The organism is Acinetobacter sp. V89_7, assembly GCF_029967895.1.
GTDB lineage: Bacteria > Pseudomonadota > Gammaproteobacteria > Pseudomonadales > Moraxellaceae > Acinetobacter > Acinetobacter soli.
In genome coordinates this window covers 222,611-245,174 of record NZ_JASCAJ010000017.1, presented here as the reverse complement: position 1 = coordinate 245,174, position 22,564 = coordinate 222,611, and the positions used below count along the sequence as shown (strand labels likewise).

24 protein-coding genes and 1 tRNA gene are annotated in these 22,564 nt (G+C 43.9%); 9 read left to right on the top strand and 16 right to left on the bottom strand.

Going from position 1 to position 22,564, the window contains the following annotated elements:
• Positions 1-65 precede the first annotated feature (65 nt).
• The gene (locus QLG00_RS02405) at positions 66-248 is read right to left on the bottom strand and encodes a hypothetical protein (protein WP_004939225.1); all 183 of its coding nucleotides are present in this window, start codon (positions 246-248) and stop codon (positions 66-68) included.
• A gap of 210 nt (positions 249-458) precedes the next feature.
• Here QLG00_RS02405 and QLG00_RS02400 point away from each other — a divergent pair, with 210 nt between their 5' ends.
• Complete coding sequence (locus tag QLG00_RS02400) at positions 459-1,691, top strand: pyridoxal phosphate-dependent aminotransferase (RefSeq protein ID WP_004939227.1); 1,233 nt, start codon at positions 459-461, stop codon at positions 1,689-1,691.
• Positions 1,692-1,857: 166 nt separating this feature from the next.
• Here the strand turns inward: QLG00_RS02400 and QLG00_RS02395 are convergent, their stop codons facing one another.
• Positions 1,858-2,283, bottom strand: coding sequence for a hypothetical protein (locus QLG00_RS02395; protein ID WP_004939231.1), 426 nt, complete (start codon positions 2,281-2,283; stop codon positions 1,858-1,860).
• Positions 2,284-2,519: 236 nt separating this feature from the next.
• Between QLG00_RS02395 and QLG00_RS02390 the strand changes: the two genes are divergently transcribed.
• A tRNA-Asn gene (locus tag QLG00_RS02390) sits at positions 2,520-2,595 on the top strand.
• A 90-nt stretch (positions 2,596-2,685) separates the two neighbouring features.
• Here the strand turns inward: QLG00_RS02390 and QLG00_RS02385 are convergent.
• The 10 genes from QLG00_RS02385 to QLG00_RS02340 form a co-directional block, all read right to left on the bottom strand.
• The gene (locus tag QLG00_RS02385; RefSeq protein WP_004939234.1) at positions 2,686-3,342 is read right to left on the bottom strand and encodes a tRNA-(ms[2]io[6]A)-hydroxylase; all 657 of its coding nucleotides are present in this window, start codon (positions 3,340-3,342) and stop codon (positions 2,686-2,688) included.
• 10 nt (positions 3,343-3,352) lie between these two features.
• A complete protein-coding gene (gene pdxJ / locus QLG00_RS02380) occupies positions 3,353-4,078 on the bottom strand; it encodes a pyridoxine 5'-phosphate synthase (RefSeq protein ID WP_048764761.1) in 726 nt (241 codons plus the stop codon).
• Between the two features lie 13 nt (positions 4,079-4,091).
• Positions 4,092-4,802, bottom strand: coding sequence for a DNA repair protein RecO (recO, locus tag QLG00_RS02375; protein ID WP_004948625.1), 711 nt, complete (start codon positions 4,800-4,802; stop codon positions 4,092-4,094).
• Positions 4,803-4,813: 11 nt separating this feature from the next.
• Positions 4,814-4,999, bottom strand: coding sequence for an NF038104 family lipoprotein (locus tag QLG00_RS02370; protein ID WP_025094962.1), 186 nt, complete (start codon positions 4,997-4,999; stop codon positions 4,814-4,816).
• A 24-nt stretch (positions 5,000-5,023) separates the two neighbouring features.
• The gene (gene era, locus QLG00_RS02365; RefSeq protein WP_171063765.1) at positions 5,024-6,052 is read right to left on the bottom strand and encodes a GTPase Era; all 1,029 of its coding nucleotides are present in this window, start codon (positions 6,050-6,052) and stop codon (positions 5,024-5,026) included.
• Between the two features lie 11 nt (positions 6,053-6,063).
• Positions 6,064-6,756 carry a ribonuclease III gene (rnc, locus tag QLG00_RS02360; RefSeq protein ID WP_004939248.1) on the bottom strand — a complete coding sequence of 231 codons (693 nt, stop codon included), beginning with the start codon at positions 6,754-6,756 and terminating at the stop codon, positions 6,064-6,066.
• Positions 6,728-7,102: a DUF4845 domain-containing protein gene (locus QLG00_RS02355; protein ID WP_004939253.1), complete on the bottom strand. Its 375-nt coding sequence runs from the start codon at positions 7,100-7,102 to the stop codon at positions 6,728-6,730. Before QLG00_RS02355 ends, rnc begins: the two co-directional genes overlap by 29 nt.
• Before the next feature lie 24 nt (positions 7,103-7,126).
• Entirely contained in the window at positions 7,127-7,954 is an 828-nt protein-coding gene (lepB, locus tag QLG00_RS02350; RefSeq protein WP_004939254.1) for a signal peptidase I, read from the bottom strand.
• Between the two features lie 16 nt (positions 7,955-7,970).
• Positions 7,971-9,788 (bottom strand): translation elongation factor 4, encoded by a 1,818-nt coding sequence (gene lepA, locus QLG00_RS02345; protein ID WP_004939257.1) that lies wholly within the window; start codon positions 9,786-9,788, stop codon positions 7,971-7,973.
• Between the two features lie 262 nt (positions 9,789-10,050).
• Positions 10,051-10,515 (bottom strand): thioesterase family protein, encoded by a 465-nt coding sequence (locus QLG00_RS02340; protein ID WP_004939260.1) that lies wholly within the window; start codon positions 10,513-10,515, stop codon positions 10,051-10,053.
• A 103-nt stretch (positions 10,516-10,618) separates the two neighbouring features.
• On the opposite strand from QLG00_RS02340, the gene QLG00_RS02335 reads away from it, so the two are divergent.
• A complete protein-coding gene (locus tag QLG00_RS02335; RefSeq protein ID WP_151796272.1) occupies positions 10,619-12,046 on the top strand; it encodes a glutamine synthetase family protein in 1,428 nt (475 codons plus the stop codon).
• An 83-nt stretch (positions 12,047-12,129) separates the two neighbouring features.
• Here the strand turns inward: QLG00_RS02335 and QLG00_RS02330 are convergent, their stop codons facing one another.
• Positions 12,130-13,512 (bottom strand): Do family serine endopeptidase, encoded by a 1,383-nt coding sequence (locus QLG00_RS02330; RefSeq protein ID WP_282470440.1) that lies wholly within the window; start codon positions 13,510-13,512, stop codon positions 12,130-12,132.
• Positions 13,513-13,735: 223 nt separating this feature from the next.
• On the opposite strand from QLG00_RS02330, the gene nadB reads away from it, so the two are divergent.
• Positions 13,736-15,376 (top strand): L-aspartate oxidase, encoded by a 1,641-nt coding sequence (gene nadB, locus QLG00_RS02325; RefSeq protein ID WP_104124117.1) that lies wholly within the window; start codon positions 13,736-13,738, stop codon positions 15,374-15,376.
• Positions 15,377-15,397: 21 nt separating this feature from the next.
• Here nadB and tmk read toward each other — a convergent pair whose 3' ends face one another.
• From tmk to pabC, 3 genes are read right to left on the bottom strand one after another with little or no spacing between them, the layout of a single operon-like run.
• Entirely contained in the window at positions 15,398-16,006 is a 609-nt protein-coding gene (gene tmk / locus QLG00_RS02320; protein WP_282470439.1) for a dTMP kinase, read from the bottom strand.
• Between the two features lie 9 nt (positions 16,007-16,015).
• Positions 16,016-17,080, bottom strand: coding sequence for an endolytic transglycosylase MltG (gene mltG / locus QLG00_RS02315; RefSeq protein ID WP_004948639.1), 1,065 nt, complete (start codon positions 17,078-17,080; stop codon positions 16,016-16,018).
• A gap of 1 nt (position 17,081) precedes the next feature.
• Positions 17,082-17,894: an aminodeoxychorismate lyase gene (gene pabC, locus QLG00_RS02310; RefSeq protein ID WP_151868132.1), complete on the bottom strand. Its 813-nt coding sequence runs from the start codon at positions 17,892-17,894 to the stop codon at positions 17,082-17,084.
• 172 nt (positions 17,895-18,066) lie between these two features.
• Between pabC and QLG00_RS02305 the strand changes: the two genes are divergently transcribed.
• From QLG00_RS02305 to QLG00_RS02285, 5 genes are all read left to right on the top strand, one after another.
• A complete protein-coding gene (locus tag QLG00_RS02305; RefSeq protein WP_282470438.1) occupies positions 18,067-19,068 on the top strand; it encodes a sulfate ABC transporter substrate-binding protein in 1,002 nt (333 codons plus the stop codon).
• A 22-nt stretch (positions 19,069-19,090) separates the two neighbouring features.
• Positions 19,091-19,696 (top strand): alpha/beta hydrolase, encoded by a 606-nt coding sequence (locus tag QLG00_RS02300; protein ID WP_282470437.1) that lies wholly within the window; start codon positions 19,091-19,093, stop codon positions 19,694-19,696.
• A gap of 74 nt (positions 19,697-19,770) precedes the next feature.
• Entirely contained in the window at positions 19,771-20,604 is an 834-nt protein-coding gene (cysT, locus tag QLG00_RS02295) for a sulfate ABC transporter permease subunit CysT (protein ID WP_004939286.1), read from the top strand.
• Positions 20,601-21,491: a sulfate ABC transporter permease subunit CysW gene (gene cysW, locus QLG00_RS02290; protein WP_282470436.1), complete on the top strand. Its 891-nt coding sequence runs from the start codon at positions 20,601-20,603 to the stop codon at positions 21,489-21,491. The genes cysT and cysW overlap by 4 nt, the downstream gene beginning before the upstream one ends.
• 10 nt (positions 21,492-21,501) lie before the next feature.
• On the top strand, positions 21,502-22,563 hold the full coding sequence (locus QLG00_RS02285) for a sulfate ABC transporter ATP-binding protein (protein WP_004939291.1): 1,062 nt from the start codon (positions 21,502-21,504) through the stop codon (positions 22,561-22,563).
• Position 22,564 lies beyond the last annotated feature (1 nt).

Sequence of the window (22,564 nt, the reverse complement as noted above, 5' to 3'; positions counted from 1 at the left end):
TTTTATCTCATACAAAAAAGCCCCTACAATTTTGCAGGGGCTTTTTAATTGTTTGATGACGCTGCTTAGCGTTTTCCCATCGAACGACGTGTTCCGCGCGGTGGCATCCAGGTGCGGTCTGCATACTGCTCAGGTTTCGGACGCACATAATTGTGTGCGACATCCTCTTCGTTTTGATCTGCTGGATTTGCAATTGGAAAAGGTAATTTAACCAAAGCTTTTTTGGCTTTTGGCTTGGCTTGACTCATGTTCTGTACTCAAGTTTTCTTGAACAACGCATATATTAAATGATTTTGCTTCAGGATGCTTTTAAAAATCGTAAATGATGATGATCAAGCTGAATTTACAGGTATCTCTGAATGTTTTTTTATTTTTGTTTTGATAATAAAACACGAACTGTGGTTTTTGGGCTAAGATAGTGTGCTTTTATTTTTTATCCCACAAGAAGGAATATTGCCGTGGACGTACGTCTGTCTGATCGTGTAAATGCCATCAAGCCGTCCCCTACTTTGGCCGTTACGAACAAAGCAGCAGAACTCAAAGCTGCAGGAAAAAACGTGATTGGTTTAGGTGCAGGTGAACCAGATTTCGATACCCCGCAACACATCAAAGATGCTGCGATTGAAGCAATTCACAATGGCTTCACCAAATATACCGCAGTAGATGGTACGCCAGGCTTAAAAAAAGCAATTATTGCAAAATTCAAGCGTGACAATAATCTAGATTATCAAGCAAACCAGATTTTGGTTTCATGTGGTGGCAAACAATCGTTCTTCAATTTGGCACTTGCGTTGCTTAATAAAGGCGATGAAGTAATCATCCCAGCACCATTTTGGGTGAGCTACCCAGATATGGTGATTATTGCCGAAGGTACGCCAGTCATCGTGAAATGCGGTGAAGAGCAACGCTTTAAAATTACCCCAGAGCAGCTTGAAGCAGCCATTACTCCAAATACACGCTTATTGGTATTGAACAGCCCATCCAATCCGACAGGCATGATTTACACCAAAGCAGAGCTTGAAGCACTTGCCGATGTACTTCGTAAGCACCCACAAGTATATATTGCATCTGACGATATGTATGAACCGATTCGTTGGGAAGATGAATTTTATAACATCGCGACTGTGGCACCCGATTTATACGACCGTACCATTGTATTAAATGGTGTTTCAAAAGCGTATGCCATGACTGGCTGGCGCATTGGCTATGCAGCGGGTCCTGCAAAAATCATTGGCGCAATGAAGAAGATTCAGTCGCAATCGACTTCTAACCCAACCTCAATTTCACAAGTTGCAGCAGAAGCAGCACTAAATGGCCCTCAAGATGTGTTAGAGCCAATGATTGAAGCGTTCAAACGTCGTCATGATTTGGTTGTAAACGGCTTAAATGCCATTCATGGTATTTCTTGCCTGCCTGCGGATGGTGCATTTTATGCCTATGCCAACATTCGCCCATTGATTCGTGCCAAAGGCCTCAAATCGTGCACCGAGTTTTCTGAGTGGTTATTAGAAGAAACTGGTGTTGCAGTTGTACCTGGTGATGCATTCGGTCTTGGTGGCTTTATGCGTATCTCATACGCTACCGCAGATGAAGTATTGGTTGATGCATTAGCCCGTATTAAAAAAGCGGCAGAATCCATTGACGGTATCGATGCAGCCATTGCATCAATTCAAGCTGAAAAAACAGCTTAACTGTTTGAGTTCCCGATTTATAAAAAAAGCCTGTCTTCGGATAGGCTTTTTTTATGGCTGAATTGTTCATTATTTTTCACTTGATATACTTTTATTTTTGCACAGCTATTTATACGTTTAAATACACTGCATCCCGCTCATCATATAGCTTTAAACAGCATTTTGCTTAGCTATAACGCTTAGGGCGTGATAGTGTCAAATAATGACAATAATACGGAAAGGTATGATCAATCTCGATCTGCTTTACCTGCTGATCTTGTGTGCTCCATGCATAGGCATAAGCAGGAGAAAATAGACCGCTACGCTCAATGGAAAACAAAAACAACGAGTTATCCCAGCTTTCAGACGCACGTTCCCACAAGTGATCCGCTGAATCATGTAGCAATTTAACCTGATGCTCAGTCCATTTATCGCCAAACCAGAGTTGCAATAAATCGCCTAAATAGATTTTTTCTTGACTAAAAACGGCAAAATGAATGTGCGCGTCGGTGACATTTTGATAATACTGCTGAGGATCGCGAATAATGTCGAGATAGTTTTTTTGATAGAAAGCGAAATCAGAAAAGATTTGTTCAATTTGAAGAGTCGGCATGATATAGCCCTCCGGTTTAGCCATTTAGTGCTGGCAAGTTGGTTAAATCCACACTGTTCAGATGACCATCTGAACGTTCTCTTATATAAAACATAACAGTGATTTTCGTGCCGTGCAAGCAAAATTGATAATTTGAGCCAGTTTGCTCAAATAAGAAACATACACACTAAAAATGAAACAAAGATGACAAATTTGGCTTGACCCCTGTCAAAATCTCCTTATAATCGCATTCAGATTCTCCCATAGCTCAGTCGGTAGAGCGACGGACTGTTAATCCGCAGGTCCCTGGTTCGAGCCCAGGTGGGAGAGCCAAATATCAAAAAGCCCGCAGTATTAAAGCGGGCTTTTTTTTGCCTAAAAATTGCTATAAAAAAACCTCTTATACAAAGAGGTTTTTTTATTTTAAGCAGCCTGTGCTTCTGGTACGCCACTATGAAAACGAAACACTTTATCTGCTGAGAGAATGAGGTTTTTTTCTACTTCACGAATTTGCACAATGCGCTGTTGAATATCCTCTTCAGGGTTCTTCATTTTTGCCGTTTGTGCAACCTCTAAAGCTAGTGCCAGATAGTCCTCAAAATGCCGAGATTCAGACTTGAGTAGATATCGGTAGTAACGCCCTAATTCGTCATCGACATGCGGTGCCAAGGCATGAAAACGCTCACACGAACGCGCTTCAACAAAAGCACCAATGATTAAAACATCAATGAGTGCTTCTGGCTCATAGGTTCTAATTTGTTTGCGAAGTTCACCCGCATAGCGCCCTGCACTGACCGCCTTCCATTCCTGCCCACGTTTTTTCATCAACTCGAGCACTTGCTCGTAGTGCAACATTTCTTCACGCACCAGTTGCGCCAGCTTCACCTGTAAATCTGTAAAAAAACTGTAGCGGAACATCAAATTCATGGCTGTTCCTGCTGCTTTTTTTTCACAATTGGCGTGATCTTGCATTAATAATTCAAGATTATTGAGCGCTTCGTTCAACCATGCTTGAGGTGTTTGACACCCCAAGAATTCAATTACAGGTTGCATCAGTTCATCATAGTTTGGACTTGACATCTTGACTCACTTATCCTGCTGCTTGAATCGCAGCCTTCATTTGCTTTACAGCTTGCTCAAGTCCAACAAATACACTATCTGCAATAATCGAATGACCAATATTCAATTCATGAATCTGCGGGATCGCAGCGATCGGAGTAATGTTCTCTAAATTCAGGCCATGCCCTGCATTTACTACCAGCCCTTTGCTTGCAGCATATTCAGCGCCACGTACAATCCGCTCTAGCTCGGCACGCTGTTGTTGCTCACTGCTTGCATCGGCATAGGCGCCTGTATGCAGTTCAATCGTCGGCGCACCACAGGCAATGGCAGCATCAATCTGGGCAACATCGGCATCGATAAATAACGACACATCACACCCTATGGCAGTTAATTCAGCTGTCGCTGCTTTCACTTTTTCAAAATTCCCCAGAACATCTAGCCCACCTTCTGTGGTGACTTCCTGACGTCGCTCTGGAACAAAGCAAACATGTTGAGGTTGAATTTCCTTGGCAAATGCAATCATTTCATCTGTCACTGCAAGCTCAAGGTTCATACGTGTTTTAAGCACTGGACGCATACGACGTACGTCGTCATCTTGAATATGACGGCGGTCTTCACGCAAATGCAGTGTAATGCCCTCGGCACCTGCTTGCTCACACACCAGTGCAGCCTGTACAGGATCTGGATAAACGGTTCCTCTGGCCTGTCTCAAAGTTGCGACATGATCGATATTGACGCCAAGCAAAGCAGCCATACAAACATCCTATTTATGAACGAGATTGAGTATTTTGAATCCACAATTGGCGACTTTTTAATGGTCGGTCTCCCAAAAGGGATGTAATCATCTGACGGTATAGTTTACCTAATAATTGTAATTGGTCGGGAGAAAATTCGTTCCCGATTTGATAATTCTGCATACAGCCAATCAATTGCCCAGACAAGGTCGACTGGGTGTGCTGTAAAACAGGCATAAAGCCTTCTGTAGACTGAAACTGATAGTGCGCTAACGGATTAATCGGTTGCTGATTAGCATCGATTTCAAAATCGATGGCATAGCCCAGCTCTTGCAATAACACATGCTCAAACTGCCTTAAAATCTGTTTCAGGTAATGACTCGGTGCCTGTTGCTGATGCAAATGTTGTAATTGCAGCAATGTGTGCTGATAGTGCCGGAAAGTTTCTGGCATAGGCTCTTCTAGCGGGCATAAACGCAGTAAAACTTCGTTGAGATAAAATCCGGCAAAAAATGCATCGCCCTGAAAGAAAACCGGAAAGTTTAAAATTTCGAGCTTGGTAAAATTTTTTAAGTCACCTTTGCCTGTGGCTTGCAAGGTAAGAGGCTGATACTGCGGAGGAGGATTTTGCCGAAGAATACCATCGATACGACCGTATTCTTCGCTAAACAAATGCACGATATGACTTTTTTCACGATAACGCCGGTGATGAATCAGATAACCATGAAGGACTTGGTTTCGCATAAAAACGCAAACTAATCCTTCTTGGCTGAGTCTTTATCGTCATCCCCATCGGGAATCACGGCACCCACCACCGCAGCAGTACCTTTAACCACCCCTTTGGTGGTTTTGTAGGCCACCTTGACAGGAACAGTCACAATCTTGGTAATACAGCCTTGAAGCATCAACACGCAACCCAGCAGAACAACACAGCGAATCATGACTGTCATCGACATTACTCTTGTTTAAATATCACTATAGCCCAAGCTTTTCAGCGCACGCTCATCATCAGACCAGCCACCTTTGACTTTCACCCAAAGCGTGAGCATGATTTTTTGTTCAAACATTTTTTCCATGTCTGTACGTGCTTCCATACCAATCCGTTTGAGTTTAGCGCCTTTATCACCAATCACAATGGCTTTTTGTCCAGCACGCTCAACAAAAATGGTCGCATCGATATAGGTACAAGCAGGCTTCATACGGCCAGTCTTTTCACTTATCGCCGGTTCTTCAGTTTTAAATGATTCAATCTGCACCGTCAAATCGTATGGCAATTCTTCACCAAGCTGACGCATGATTTTTTCGCGAATAATTTCGCTGGCCAAGAAACGCTCTGAACGGTCAGTCACTTGATCGAAAGAATACAATGGCGGTTGAAACGGCAGGTATTTTTCAATGATGTCACGCAAATGATCTAGATTTGCACCACGAAGCGCAGAAACAGGAATAATTTCTGCAAAGTTCATGAGCTTTGCGCGCTCTTGAATGAGAGGCAGCAAGCTGCGTTTTTCTTCTACGGTATCAATTTTGTTGATCACCATAATGACCGGCATATCTGCGTTTTTGAGCTTTTCAAGCACAAGATCGTCATTTTGAGTCCATTTGTGACCATCGACCACAAATAGCACCAAGTTCACGTCACGCAGTGCAGAGTGCGCTGCACGATTCATCATCTTGTTGATCGCACGCACTTCTTTTTTATGCATACCCGGCGTATCGACATACACCGCTTGAGATTTTTCGCGTGAATCGATTCCCACAATTTTATGACGTGTGGTTTGCGGTTTACGTGAAGTAATCGAAAGTTTTTGACCCAACAAATGGTTCATTAATGTGGATTTACCCACATTTGGACGCCCAACAATTGCAACAAAGCCGCTACGGAAGTCGGAAGGTATCTCGACACCGGCGGAACTAAAAAATTGATCAATCAGATTTGGGGATTGATTTTCATCATTATCATGTGAATCTGGATTGATTTGATCAGAATGCATCGACATGCAAATTACTGCTCCAATAACTTTAAAATTTCTGCCGCAGCTGCTTGCTCAGCAAAACGGCGGCTCGAGCCCTCACCTAAAACATTTGGTAGCCCGGCTACCACACATTCTACTTTAAAGTGCTGGTGAGGGGCATCCCCTTGAATATCCACAACCTCGTAAACAGGGAGAGGTTTTTTACGTGCTTGTAAATACTCTTGTAAACGCGACTTCGGATCTTTTAACTGATCTGTCGGTTCGATATGATCCAGATAGGGTACATACCAGTTTAAAACAATTTTGTTTAACAAATTTAAATCGGCGCTATCGACATAAATTGCACCGATAATCGCTTCGACCGTATCGGCCAGAATTGATTCGCGATGATGTCCACCCGATTTTAATTCACCTGTGCTTAAAATTAAACAGCGACTCAGTTTCAAATCATTTGCGATTTTACCAAGCGCTTCTTGACGCACCAAGGTCGCACGCATGCGCGTTAAGCGACCTTCATTTTCATGCGGATAAGTCTGATACAAATAATTGGCAATGATCATACCCAACAGCGAGTCGCCCAAAAATTCAAGGCGCTCGTAGTTGTACTTGTGACTAACAGATCGATGCGTGAGTGCAAGCTGAAGTAATTCCAACTGCTTAAACTCGTATCCGATCCGACTCTGTAATCTTGGATCACTGAGTTTGGACTGCGTTTTGTTCAAAATTTTTCTCAAATTTTATAACTAAATCAATATTAAACAAGAACGGTCTTCTTACTTCATATTGTTTGCTAACGCGTAAACCACCTTTGTTCGTTACCTTTGCAATCTCGTTAAATCGAACGTCACGTACACTGTTCATGTCTAAACGCTGATTCATCTGGGTCACAAATTTATCGACCGCGATATTGCGAGGAGATTCACGCATTAAGGCGTCGATCTGGTTATTGATGATTCGATCATCCCAATAAGCCGGAGCAACTGCCACTGCTGCTTTAAGTACTAAAGCAAAGACAATAATCCCCAAAAAAACACCTAAATACGAAGCACCCCATTGAGACTTGCGCATTTGTTGTTGTCCTAATTTCTAATTTTAGTCAATTGTACCATTTCGGTTGAAGGATGGAATCTTAAAGCCAGGTTCTTTATGCATCCAAATATAGAATGCACGCCCAGTCAGATTCTCTTCAGGTACAAATCCCCAAAAGCGACTATCTGCACTCTGATCACGGTTATCGCCCATGGCAAAGTAATGCCCTTTTGGTACCGTAACTTCCCAGTACATTCCGTCTTCAGCGGCATATTTACCGTTGTCGATGTAATTGATAAACGGCGCTTGGCGTGCAATGTTGACCCCTTCAAGCTCACGCATGGTAAAGGTATGCTCACCCAAGGTCTCTTTATGATAAATCGAGGTTGGAGTGTCTAAACTGTCTTTTTCACGACTAAACTGAGTCGCAACTTTAGGTACTTTCTGACCATTAATGCTTAACTGACCATGATCATAGACAATATGATCGCCCGGCAGGCCAACCACACGCTTGATGTAACTGATGGTCGGTTGTGGTGGATAACGAAATACAATCACATCACCGCGTTTTGGCTCACCTACATCAAGAATTTTGGTGTTTACGATCGGAAGACGAACACCATAGTCGTATTTATTGACCAGAATAAAGTCGCCAGTTTCGAGGGTAGGTACCATTGAATCAGACGGAATATTAAACGGTTCAATAATAAACGATCGAAGCACTAAAACCACGGCCAGCACTGGCCAGAAGTCGTACGCCCAAGTAATGATAAAATTTTCGCTTCCCCGTCCTTTGGTTACACGTTGCTTAAACACCAACTTGTCGAGAAGCCACACCAAGAAAAAAATGAGCGTGACAGGAACGAGAATTAAATTAAAATCAAAATCCATGGGCGAGTCCTAAAGGTTATCTCTCTACTTTTAATACAGCTAGAAACGCTTCTTGTGGGATTTCAACACTTCCCACTTGCTTCATACGTTTCTTACCTTCTTTTTGTTTCGCAAGCAATTTCTTCTTACGCGAAACGTCACCACCATAACACTTCGCCAATACATTCTTACGCATGGCTTTTACGGTTGAGCGCGCAATAATTTGAGCACCAATGGCCGCTTGAATTGCCACGTCAAACATCTGACGAGGAATCAAGTCTTTCATTTTTTCAACCAGTGCAATACCACGGTGACGCGCATCCTGACGGTGACAGATCATGGCCAATGCATCGACCTTTTCACTATTAATTAACACGTCTACCTTAACCAGAGATGAACTTTCAAAACGGACAAAGTTGTAATCGAGTGATGCGAAACCACGTGAGCAAGATTTTAAGCGGTCGAAAAAGTCCATGACCACTTCAGCCATTGGAATTTCGAACGTCACCGACACTTGGTTGCCTAAGAATTTCATGTCTTTTTGTACACCACGGCGCTCGATACATAGCGTCATGACATTACCAAGATATTCTTGAGGCACCAGAATATGACATTCTGCAATCGGTTCGCGAAGGTCTTCTACCGTGCTGGCATCTGGCATTTTAGACGGACTGTCGATATAAATCGTATCGCCTTTTTTGGTCAGTGCCTCATACACTACGGTTGGTGCAGAGCTGATCAGGTCTAAATCGTATTCACGTTCAAGTCGCTCTTGTACGATTTCCATGTGCAGCATGCCCAAGAAACCACAGCGGAAACCAAACCCAAGCGCATCAGAACTTTCAGGCTCGAAAAATAATGCCGAGTCATTAATTTGAAGTTTCTGCAACGCTTCACGGAACGGTTCAAAATCGCTTGAATCGATTGGAAATAATCCCGCATAGACCTGTGGTTTAACCTTTTTAAACCCTGGCAAAGTTTTAACTTCTGGCGTTGCAGAAAGTGTGATGGTATCACCTACCGGCGCACCAAAGATGTCTTTAATCCCCGCAATCACAAAGCCTACTTCACCCGCTTCGAGCATGTCAGTTTCGGTATGTTTTGGATTGAATACACCTACAGAGGTGACTGGATGCACCTGACCGGTCGACTTAACCAGCATTTTGTCGCCCTTACGGATACGACCTTGCTTGATACGTACCAAGGAAACAACGCCTAAGTAGTTGTCAAACCATGAATCGATAATCAGTGCTTGCAGTGGCGCATCACGATCACCTTCTGGTGCTGGAATCACATCGACCAAGCGCTCAAGCACACCTTCAACCCCAAGACCAGTTTTTGCTGAACAAGTCGGTGCTTCAGTGGCTTCAATACCAATAATTTCTTCAATTTCGTGAATAACGCGTTCTGGCTCGGCCTGTGGCAAATCAATCTTGTTGAGAATCGGTAAAACTTCTAAGCCCTGCTCAATTGCGGTATAGCAGTTGGCAACAGATTGCGCCTCAACACCTTGTGCTGCATCGACCACCAAAAGTGCGCCTTCACACGCTGCAAGTGAACGTGACACTTCGTATGAAAAGTCGACGTGTCCTGGTGTATCAATAAAGTTGAGTTGATATTCTTGTCCATTCGGATGCGTGTAATACAAGGTTACCGATGCCGCTTTAATGGTAATTCCACGTTCCCGCTCAAGTTCCATTGAATCCAATACCTGAGCTTGCATTTCACGATCTTGCAAGCCACCGCACATTTGAATAAAACGGTCAGCAAGTGTCGATTTGCCGTGATCGATGTGTGCAATGATCGAGAAGTTACGAATATTTTTGATATCAACGGATTTTTTAGCCGATGCCATAGATTACTCTGAAAAAAAGTACACCTTAAAGCGCAATACTGAACATAGCATGCAAGGTGTAAAAAGGACTGTCCTGAATTGCTGCACAGTATAAGCAACCAGACACCAAAAATATAGTGCGATCCGGCGCATTTCACAAAGTAATCGAAATGGGTTAAGAGCATTGCATTTTGAGCCACGCCTCCCTTATTCACTTAAACCACTGTTCTATGACATCTCTTTAACATGCACTGATATCCCATTAGATCAATCAATCGCGCAGTTATGGAGACGGATGAACTGCGTAACACATCGTAAAGTCGATCGGATTAATGTCCTTCGATAAAGGCTGATACGCTTGAGTAAACGTCGGAGACATGCGTTTTGGTCGGCCTGAACTCATCTCGATGCAGGCCCATTTGGTTTTCGCTACAAACAAGATTGTCTGATCTTTAGGGCGATAAAATACGTACTGGCGTGATAGATACAAACTATCGAGCGCATCTAACCATGTGCGTAAAATCAGTTCATCTCCTTCAAACGCGGCTTTACGATACTGGACATGATGCTCCACCGCCACCATGGCATGATTAAGCTGTTGATACTGTTTTAATCCAAGCCCCAGTGCATTGACATGCTTACTGGCCACATCTTGCATCCACTGCACATAAACTACATTGTTCACATGACCCAGTTGATCAATGTGTTCAGCGCTCACCGTCAGAGCCAAATCAAAAATTGCACTCATCTTTTGTCCGTTATTGTCATTGAAAAAGTTACGCAGAATTTACGTTACATCTTGCTGTGCTTCATCTACGCTTTTGAGCACGATACAAAGATAGGTTTAAAACATGAGTAGCCTGATCGTTTCAATGTCAAAGCAAACCCCACGTCGCTTTTCAGTGAGCTCATTGCCCATTGACCTTGAAGCGCCTACCACCGCACATTCTAAAAATAACAGCTCTGCGTTTTTGCAGGAAGTCGAAGAATACCTGAAACGCTATCCAAATACACAACATATTGATGTATGCCTGCACGATCTCAATGGTCATATTCGTGGCAAACGCATCGATATCAACAGCCTGCGACAACTCGATAAAGGCTGCTATTTCCCCCTATCGGTCTATGCCATGAATCTAGATGGAAAAGTCAATGAAGAGACGGGTTTAGGTAAATATATTGGCGAGCCAGACCGATTATGCCGTCCTATTTTAGGGAGTTTAAAACCCGCAGCGATTCAACCTGAATTCAATGCTCAGGTGTATGTTTCAATGCAAGATGACACGCTAATAGACTGTCCCTATGAACCTCGGAATGTGCTCAAGAAAATTGTCAATCAGCTACATGCTGAGCAGTATTATCCAGTGATGTCGGCCGAGCTTGAGTTTTATTTGTTTGATATCACCGCCCGCTCACGTGATGCCCTGCTCAGTAATCAAAGCTTTGATATGGACATGCCTGAACGAGATTTACAGGTGCTGCAAGAAATTGAACGAATTGCGAAATTACAGTCGATTCCCATTACAGGCCTAGTCGCAGAATCTGCCATGAGCCAATACGAGATCAATATTCTGCATCGTCCTGATATTCTGACCTTGTGTGATCAGATCATGTCGTTAAAACGTATTGTTAAGCAGGTCGCCAAACAATTTCATATGCAGGCCTGTTTCTTGGCAAAACCCGATTTGCATCAGGCTGGAAGTGGCATGCATTTTCATCTGAGTATCTGCGATTCAAATTTACAAAATCGCTTTCGTACCTCTTCGCCAGATCAACCCTGCAATGCATTACAACAAGCCATTAGTGGATTGGTCGATTTAATGCCTGCTTCCATGGCAATTTTAGCACCCAACATCAATTCTTATCGTCGTTTTCAACCCGGCCAGCATGTGCCTATGGAAGCCAACTGGAATATCAATAACCGCAATGTGGCCATCCGCATTCCCTGTGCAGATGCAGAGAATCAACGGCTCGAATATCGGGTAGCTGGTGCAGACTGTAATCCCTATTTAACCGTAGCGGTGATTTTAACGGGAATTTTACATGGTATAGAGCACTCACTGGAAATGCCTAAACCTTCCCACCAAATCAAGCAGCTTCATGAACATATTTTTTTACCTCAGCAGCAACTGGATGCACTTGATCGATTTAAAAATAATACAACACTCCAGCACTATCTAGGTCGAGAGTTTTGCGAGCTCTGGCACACCTTAAAGTACGCCGAACATCAACACGTTTATCAGCAAATCACCAGTGCCGAAAAAGCATGGGATTTATAATAATAACAACACGTTTAAAACAACAAAAAGCCAGAAGCAGATGCTTCTGGCTTCAAATTAAGTACGTTTTAACATTGTGCCGATTAGTTAATACGTAAACCCAACATGGCGCGTTGCCCTTGACGAATCAGTGAAATGCGAGCAACCGAATTTTTAGGAAGCGAAGCAACCGCTCTGGCAAACTCGCTGGTATTGTTAATTCGAGTTGAATTGATTTGAACAATCACGTCCCCAGGCATTAAGTTTGAGCGCGAAGCCAAACCGCCACGGGTCACATCCTGCACAAAAATACCGCCCGAAATATCCAGACGCGTTTGTTCATCGGTGGTTAGGTTACGAATTGCCATACCCAATACCGGCCCGTTTTGTGCAGCCGCTTTTTCAGAAGTTGCAGGTGTATCGTCTGGTGCTGTGGTGAGCGTAGCCGAAACATTCATTGGCTTACCGTCTCGAAGGATTTCCAATTGAATCACCTGTTTCGGCATGGTTCGATTCAGATAATTCAGTAGCTCAGAAGTGCGTGAAATCGGGTTGCCATTATATTTCATAATAATGTCCCCTGCCTTTAAACCAACCTTGGCCGCAGGTGAACCCGGTGTAACCTGATTAATCAGCGAGCCCTCAGGTTTTGGCAAGTTGTAGGCATCGGCAAGATTCCGGTCAATATCTTGTAGCATGACACCCAAATACGAACGTGTGACTTTGCCCTTGGTTTTTAATTGCTGTGCAACGTCCATTGCCACATCAATTGGAATGGAGAACGACAACCCCATATAACCGCCTGTACCGCTGAAAATTCGGGAATTGACCCCGACCACTTCACCTTGCTGATTAAATAATGGGCCGCCCGAGTTACCCGGATTTAATGCTACATCGGTCTGGATAAAGGGCACTGAGGTTTCGCCCACCATATTGCGTGATTTTGCACTGACAATCCCCGCAGATGCCGAATAATCAAAACCAAACGGCGAGCCAATCGCTAAAACAGGCTGTCCTACTTTCAGCTGATCGACATTACCAATTTTTAATGCAGGAAAATTCGCACCATCAACTTTCAATAAAGCCACATCGGTACGTTCATCACTTCCAACCACTTTGGCATCAATTTCACGACGATCATTTAGCGTGATGGTAATGCGTGATGCATCCTCAACCACATGATGATTGGTGAGCAAGTAGCCATCCTTGCTGATAAAAAATGCACTGCCGTATCCCGTTTTTTCTTGCGGTGCCTGCTGCTGTGGAATAATGACCTGATTTCCAAAAAAACGGCGTAGGATTTCAGGAACTTGCTGCTGTAATAGCTCCTCTTGCGTCATTTTCTTGACGACACTGACACTGACCACCGCCGGACTGACTTGCTCGACCAGATTGGAAAAGTCCACAGGTGCTGCTGCATTTACCTGTGCAGCTGCCACGGTAAACGTCACCGCATACAATCCTTTTTTTAAATAACCATTACGCATCACAAATTACACCTACACAACTCGCTTCAATCGTTTTGTTTTTATCACAAGATTTTTAGACATTTCGTAATAATATGTTTAATTAGTGGTGGCAAAACAAGACCTTAGTTTTCCGTTACAAAATTGAAATATGATTGAAATTTTTATTCATCACAAACTGGTCGAAGTCTTGCCTTTTTTGCAAAAAAGCGTTGTTATTATCAGACTTTTTTAAAATTAGCTGATGGACATGTCTAATTTAAATTCTACGCATCAGTTTGATGTGATTATTGTGGGCAGTGGCGGAGCCGGCTTAAGTCTCGCACTTTCACTTCCGAGCCATTTCAATATTGCGATTTTGGCCAAATCTTCTCTCACTGAAGCCAGCACATTTTATGCGCAAGGCGGCGTAGCTGCTGTACTCGATAAAACCGACTCTATTCAACAACACATCGATGACACTATGGTTGCTGGTGCGCACCTGTGTGAATTAGATGCGGTCAAGCAAACCGTGGAAGGCGGACGTCCATCCGTTGATTTCTTATTAAAACAAGGGGTTGAGTTTACTCTCGATGAAGATGCACAGCTTCACCTGACCCGTGAAGGTGGACACTCGCAGCGTCGTATTATTCATGCAGCCGATGCAACCGGAAAGGCCATTTCGACCACATTGGTGCAGCGGGCACAAGAGGCACCCAATCTCACAATTTTTGAAAATTTCGTCGCCATTGATGTGATTAGTCTGCATAAGCTTGGACACACAGATCAACCCAATCGTGCAGTAGGTTTATACGCACTTGAAGAAGCAACAGATCAAATCCATACATTTTTGGCGCCTTTTACCGCATTGGCTTGCGGTGGTGCCATGAAGGCTTATCTGTATACGTCTAACCCGGATATTGCAACGGGTGACGGGATTGCGATGGCCTATCGTGCAGGTTGCAGGGTTGCCAATATGGAATTCAACCAGTTTCATCCCACCTGTTTGTATCATCCACAAGCACGCTCATTTCTGATTACTGAAGCCATGCGCGGCGAAGGTGCCTACTTACGTTTACCCGATGGTGAACGTTTTATGCTTCGGTTTGATTCACGTGCAGAATTGGCGCCACGCGACGTTGTGGCGCGTGCGATCGATTTTGAGATTAAACGACTCGGTATTCGTCACGTCTGGCTCGACATTACCCATAAGCCGGCAGCATTTATTCAGGAGCATTTTCCCACCCTGTATGCGCGCTTACTGGAACTGGGCATCGATATTACCACGGACATGATTCCAGTCGTACCGGCTGCACATTATACCTGTGGGGGTGTGGTGGTCGACGAAAACAGTCAGACCGATCTTGAAGGGCTATATGCGATTGGTGAAACATCGTACACCGGGTTGCATGGTGCAAACCGTATGGCCAGTAATTCACTGCTTGAATGCTTTGTTTATGGGATGGGCGCAGCATCTGATATTGAGCGAAAATTTACTCAACCGTTTGATTTTCCAGATGTGCCTGCATGGGACGACTCACAAGTGACCAATGCCGATGAAGATGTGGTGATTTTACAAAACTGGGATGAGCTACGTTCAACCATGTGGAATTATGTGGGGATTGTCAGAACAACCAAGCGTCTACAGCGTGCACTGCATCGCATCGAAATGCTTAAAAGTGAAATTACCGAATATTATCAAGATTACCGCGTCAGCAAGAATTTGATTGAACTACGGAATTTGGTATTGGTGTCCGAGATGATTGTACGCTGTGCCATGCAGCGCAAAGAATCACGCGGCTTACATTACACACTAGACTATCCAGAGCTTGGCTCAGAACTTCGAAAAACGGTGCTCACTCCACCTCATTTTGAAGTGGAGCAACCGCTCGTCAATCTGGCATAAAGGCCTAGCACGAATCTAAAGTCAGATTCGTGCTTCTAAATGCTTGAGCGCAGCTTCAAATACTCGATCTGGCGCTTGTGTCGCATCCAGACGCTTGACGCGTTCTGGATATTGCAGGCTCAACTCTTCATAGCCTGCACGAACACGACTAAAAAAAGTCATTTTTTCTTGTTCAAAACGATCCAGCTCTCCACGCTCGCGCGCACGCGACATCCCCAGCTCAATCGGTGCATCTAACCAGAAGGTCAGCTCAGGCATACAATTGACAAAGGTTTGATTCAAAATCGAGAGTTTGTCTTTACTTAAACCACGGCCAGCACATTGATAAGCATAGCTGGCATCGGTAAAACGATCGCTCAGAACCAGTTTCCCCTGTTTCAATGCAGGCTGAATGACTTCTTGAATATGCTGCGCACGCGCCGCGTACATTAGCAATAGTTCAGTGTCTGAACTCATACTTTCGCTATGATTAACAGCAAGCAGTAAACTGCGAATCTGTTCTGCAAGCGGTGTCCCTCCTGGTTCACGGGTAAGTATCACCTGCTGACCGGCTGCCTCAAAATATTCGTACAGTTTACGAATGAGCGTGGTTTTTCCTACACCTTCCGTGCCTTCAAAACTAATAAACATTCAAATACCTTAATTTTTCGATCTTAACACGGACAAATACTGTTGAACCGCTTGATTGTGCTCCTGCAAAGTCGCACTAAATTTATGCCCGCCGTTGCCAGTAGCAACAAAATAAATATTGTCAGAATTGTCTGGATGCATGGCAGCCTCAATGGCTTTTTTACCCGGCAATGCAATTGGGGTTGGGGGTAATCCGGCCATGGTGTATGTGTTATAGGCAGTAGGTGTTCGCAAATCCTGACGGGTAATATTGCCGGTATAGCGCTCACCCATACCGTAAATAACAGTCGGATCTGTTTGCAATCGCATACCCAATTTTTGACGACGTACAAACACGCCCGAAACTTGACGTAGCTCTGAATCCAAACTGGTTTCTTTTTCAATAATCGAGGCCATAATCAACGCCTCATATTTATTTTTATACGGCAGACCCGGTGCTCGCTTTTGCCACGCCTCATCTAAGGTTTTCATTTGATAGCGATACAAATCGGTCAGGATTTTTTTATCCGACTCACCTTTGGCAAAAAAATAGGTGTTTGGTGCAAATAGTCCTTCAGGATGATCATACGGAATATCCAGAGCCTTCAACATTTCTTGTTGCGGTAAATTGACCACGCTTTTTTCAACCAAAGGATCTTTTTTAAGAATCTCGACCAACTGTTTAAAAGTGGTACCTTCAATCACCAAAATACGGTTCATTTGCGCATTATCGGCATTTGAGAGCATTGCCAGAACTTGTCGAATACTCATGCCCTGCTGAATTTCATACACGCCTGCTTTTAAACTGTCATGAATAAAAAACTTTTGATAAATTTTCAAAACGATTGGCAAGCTGACTTTTTCATCACGACCCAGACGGTCGATAAATCGCGTGTAGGTATCACCGGGAGCAATCGACAGCATTTGTTTTTTACCTTCGATTGGGTAGGCACGAAACAAATTACTCCATAGCACCCAAAACATGGCCACTAAGATGATCAATAGTACCCAAGTGAAACGATGTTTTTTCCACCCCGAAGAAGGCAGTTTTTGCGATGTGTTTTTAGATTTCGGCTTTGTGGGCTGCTTCGACATATCAATCAATCTGATTCAGTTTAAGAGTGTGGAAAAGTGTCAAACATGCCTCGGTACTTAAAGATCGCGAATGCATCCGCGAGGCAATGGTCATCGGATGAAGCGTATTACAAAAAAACAGCGCCTGAACCTGATCGAGTTCATCGAGATGAATCTGACGTTCAAGAATATCGATACCGGCCTGTTGGGCCCGATCCAAAATTTCAGTTCGCATTAAACCGCGAACGCCATTATAGCGAAGTTCGGGCGTAATCCATGCGTTATTTAAGTAAATAAAGCAGTTACTGCTTACGCCTTCAACAATATTCCCGTTTAAATCTGCCACCAATGCTTCTGCCCAGCCGTATTGATCTGCCTGCTGCTTGAGCAAGACTTGTTCGAGTCGATTGAGCGTCTTGATACCGACCATATCTGGCATGGTCAATCCGATACGGCGTGGTAACAGACCAACCTCTACATACTGCGGTGCGGTGTCACTATAGGCTTGCGGATAGAAAAATACATACAGATCCGCATTATGATCTGGAACGCTATAGCCTCGTGGGCCTTCACCCCGACTGATCAAAAGTTTCAGCGTTCCGGTGAGCACTATCTCCTGATGAGTCAGTTGCTGTAGGCTTTGCTCAATCAGCTTTAAATCAACATTTAATCCCAATTGCTGGCAGGCGTAGTTCAAGCGCTCATAATGTCGATTGGCCAGTTGAATCTGCCCTTTCACAATGCGTGCTGTCGAAAAACACCCATCCCCATATTGAAATGCGCGATCCTGTAAAGCAACAGACGCAACGGGTTGAGCATTTTTAAAGCACCACATAGGCAATTTCTCTATTTTTTGGCAGCTTAGTGTAAAACCGAACCATAAAAATGATGCATTTTCTTATTTCTTTTTTATTCATATAAAATTCATTTTTTATTATTTTTTATGGATAGTAACTCATTGTATTCTCCTTTTTAGATTTAGAACTAACCTATTTAAGGATACGAATATGCGATTTGCACAGTTAAAAATTGGGGTACTGGCTGCATTAATCTCCGTTTCTTCATTTGCAGCAAAAGACTTTTTAAATGTGTCTTATGACCCAACACGTGAACTCTACGAAAACTTCAATAAAGAGTTCGGTGCGTACTGGAAACAACGTACTGGTCAAGAGATTAACTTTAAACAATCACACGGAGGTTCTGGCAAACAAGCACGTGCAGTGATTGATGGTTTGCAAGCCGATGTGGTTACCCTTGCTTTGGCTGCTGATATCGATGAAATTGCCGATAAAGCAAAACTACTATTACCCGACTGGCAAAAGAAATTTCCAAATAACTCAACACCATATACCTCAACGATTGTATTTCTAGTCCGTAAAGGTAACCCAAAAGGTATTAAAGACTGGAGCGACATTACCAAGCCCGGTGTCGAAATTATTACGCCAAATCCAAAAACCTCAGGTGGTGCACGCTGGAACTACCTAGCGGCATGGGCATGGGCAAAACATAAATATGGCTCAGATGCCAAAGCACGCGATTTTGTGCGCCAAATTTACAAACAGACCAAAGTGCTTGATTCAGGTGCTCGTGGTGCGACCACAACCTTTGCTGAGCGCGGTATTGGCGATGTGTTATTGGCATGGGAAAACGAAGCTTATCTGGCGGTACGTGAACAACCCGGCAAGTTTGAAATTATTACGCCTTCGCTTTCAATTTTAGCTGAACCACCTGTGGCAATTGTAGAAAAGAATGTTCAAAAAGATGGCAACGAAAACCTAGCAAAAGCTTATCTAAACTTCTTGTATTCACCAAAAGGCCAAGATATTGCGGCGAAAAACTTTTATCGCCCACGTGATCAAAATATTTTGAAACGCTATAGCGGCACTTTTAAGCCACTCAAACTGGTCACGATTGATCAAGAGTTTGGCGGCTGGAAAAAAGTACAAAAGGCACACTTTAGTAATGGCGGCGTCTTTGACCAAATTGTTAAAGAAAATAGCGCAAAATAATTGAGCGTTTAGGAGCATGACAATGGTTCATACAGTAATTGTTCCGGGTGTTGGTGGTAGTGAACAACATCATTGGCAGTCATGGTTACAACGTCAACTGCAGTCATGCTCACGTGTCGAACAAGCCGATTGGCATCGACCTGTACTTTCTGAATGGGTAGAACAACTGGCAAAGCATGTACGCTCAATTCATGGACCAGTACAACTGGTGGCGCATAGTTTTGGCTGTTTAACCAGTTTGGCGGCTTTGAAAGAGCATCCAGATCTGACGCACAAGATCAAGCATCTGACCTTAGTTGCACCCGCGAATCCAGCGCGTTTTGGAGATGCAGGATTCGCCAGAGACAGCACCAACAACTATTTAGCCTATTTTGAATCACTTAGACCAATCGTTAGAACACAGTTGCTGATGAGTGAAAATGATCCGTGGCTACATGTGCAAGATGCACAGCATCTTGCACACTGCTGGAAGTTAAAGGCCGTCAGCCTAGGCCACGTTGGTCATATCAATGTGGCTTCGGGTTTCGGTCCTTTTCCAGAAATATTTGACTACGTTCTCCCAGAAAAACAGCGTACTGGATCTGTACGTGCGCGTTACAGCAATCGATTTTTTGACTTTGCACTGTAAATCAATGTTGGGATTAAGATTTTTTATTTTTCGTTTGCTTGATTGAGCAAACCTGCTCTTTTTCAGGAGTTACCATGTCGCAGCGATCCCGAGTGCTGCCAGGGTTTGGTCTTTCACTGGGCTTTACCCTTGCATATTTATCTTTAATCGTGCTTATTCCATTATCTGCCGTTTTTATCAAATCTCTGGGTGTGGGATGGGATGGACTCTGGGAGATCCTGAGTTCAGAGCGCATTCTTAAATCTTTGCAACTCAGTTTTACGACTGCCATGATTGCCGCGCTCATTAATGTAGTGTTTGGCTTGCTTCTGGCATGGTGCTTGGTGCGCTATAGCTTTCCAGGTAAACGTATTGTCGATGCGTTGGTGGATTTACCATTTGCCTTACCTACTGCGGTTGCAGGTATTGCCCTCACCTCGCTATACGCTTCGACTGGCTGGGTGGGTCAGTATCTTGAGCCACTTGGTATTAAGGTTGCATATACACCGATTGGCATTACCCTCGCTTTGGTGTTCATTGGATTACCTTTTGTAGTACGTACTGTGCAGCCGGTTTTAAGCGATATCGAAACCGAACTTGAGGAAGCTGCATCGGCTCTGGGTGCCAACCGTTTTCAAATTATCACCAAAATTATTTTGCCCATTTTATTTCCAGCCTTGCTCACCGGTTTTGCCTTAGCGTTTGCACGTGGCGTGGGTGAATATGGTTCAGTGATTTTTATTGCCGGCAATCAACCTTTTAAAACAGAAATCGCACCGCTAATGATTATCTCCAGACTCGAAGAATATGACTATGAGGCTGCAACCACAATTGCTGTCGTGATGCTGGTGATTTCTTTTGTAATCTTGTTTGCGATCAATCTTTTACAAGCATGGGCGAGCCGCCGTACCGGGAGAACAGTGAAATGAGCTTAGTCACCGATAGCCATTTACTGGCAGAAAAGCTTCAAAGCCGTGATGCCACACGCGAGCCTAAGTGGGTTCGTTATACGCTGCTGAGTATTGCGTTACTGTTCTTTTTAAGCTGCCTGATTCTGCCCCTTATTTTGGTCTTTGTAGAAGCATTTCGACAAGGTGTCGAGGTATATATCAATGCACTGATTAATCCAGACACTTTATCGGCAGTCAAGCTAACCTTGCTTACGGCAGCAATTGCGGTACCACTCAATGTCATCTTTGGTGTGGCAGCAGCATGGGCCGTGGCAAAATTTCAATTTGCCGGAAAATCGATACTCACGACCTTAATCGATTTACCGTTTTCAGTTTCACCTGTAATTGCAGGTTTGATGCTGGTCCTGATCTTTGGTATGCAAGGCTGGTTCGGGCCATGGTTTATGGATCATGACATCAAGGTGTTGTATGCCGTACCTGCGATTGTATTGGCTACTGTTTTTATTATCGTACCTTTTGTGGCACGTGAGCTGATTCCTTTAATGGAAGCGCAAGGCACTGAAGAAGAAGAAGCGGCGATGGTTTTGGGTGCATCGGGCTGGCAGACCTTTTGGAAAGTGACCTTACCCAACATCAAATGGGGCTTAATTTACGGTGTGATCTTGTGTAATGCACGCGCGATGGGTGAGTTTGGTGCAGTTTCTGTGGTTTCAGGACATATCCGCGGTGAAACCAATACTTTGCCACTGCATGTCGAGATTTTATACAACGAATACACCTTTAGTGCCGCTTTTGCCGTGTCTTCACTGTTGGCGCTGCTGGCGATTGTGACCCTGATTTTAAAAACATGGGTGGAAGTGCGTCAGGAAAAACAAAACAAACAACATGATTCAACTTCATCTTGAGGAATGACAAATGAGTATTCAAGTTAAAAATATTGAAAAACATTTTGGTGCATTCCATGCATTAAAAAATATTTCATTAGACTTTCCAGAAGGTGAACTGGTGGCATTGTTAGGACCATCAGGCTGCGGAAAAACAACACTTTTACGTATCATTGCAGGACTAGAATCGGCAGATGGCGGGCAAGTGTTGCTTGAAGGCACCGATGCCACCGATATTCATGTGCGTGAGCGTCAAGTGGGATTCGTATTTCAACATTATGCGCTGTTTCGCCACATGTCCGTATTTGACAATATTGCCTTCGGTTTACGTGTACGCTCACGGCGGACGCGCCCATCGGAAGCAGAGATTAAAAAGCGCGTAACACGTTTGCTGGATCTGGTTCAACTCGGTTTTTTAGCCGATCGCTACCCTTCTCAACTTTCGGGTGGTCAGCGCCAGCGTATTGCATTGGCCCGTGCACTGGCAGTTGAACCGCGCGTGCTACTGCTTGACGAACCATTTGGTGCGCTGGATGCCAAAGTGCGTAAGGAATTGCGACGCTGGTTACGGACACTGCATGACGAGCTACATATTACCTCGATTTTTGTGACACACGATCAAGAAGAGGCGCTTGAAGTTGCCGATCAGATTATTGTGATGAATAAAGGGAATGTCGAGCAAATTGGTTCACCACGTGAAGTATACGAAAAGCCAGCTACTCCGTTTGTTTTCGACTTTTTAGGACAAGCCAATCGCTTTGATGGACATTATTATGAAAACATCATTCAATTGGGCGATGACAAAATTATTTTACCGAATGCCTCGCAAACACCTCATGGTAAAGTGATAGCATTTGCTCGACCAAATGAACTACATATTCATGCACAACCAACAGATAACACCATTCAAGCTACCTTTTTAAGAGAAGTCTGGATTGCTGGAAAAGTCGTTGCTGAATTACAAGATCGTAATGGCAGACTGATCGAAATTGCCCTGACACCCGATGAAGCACGCCTTCATCAATTTAGACCGAACCAAACGGTTTGGATCAGTGTGTCTCAGCTTCATCTTTTTGAAGAACGGGTTGCTTAGA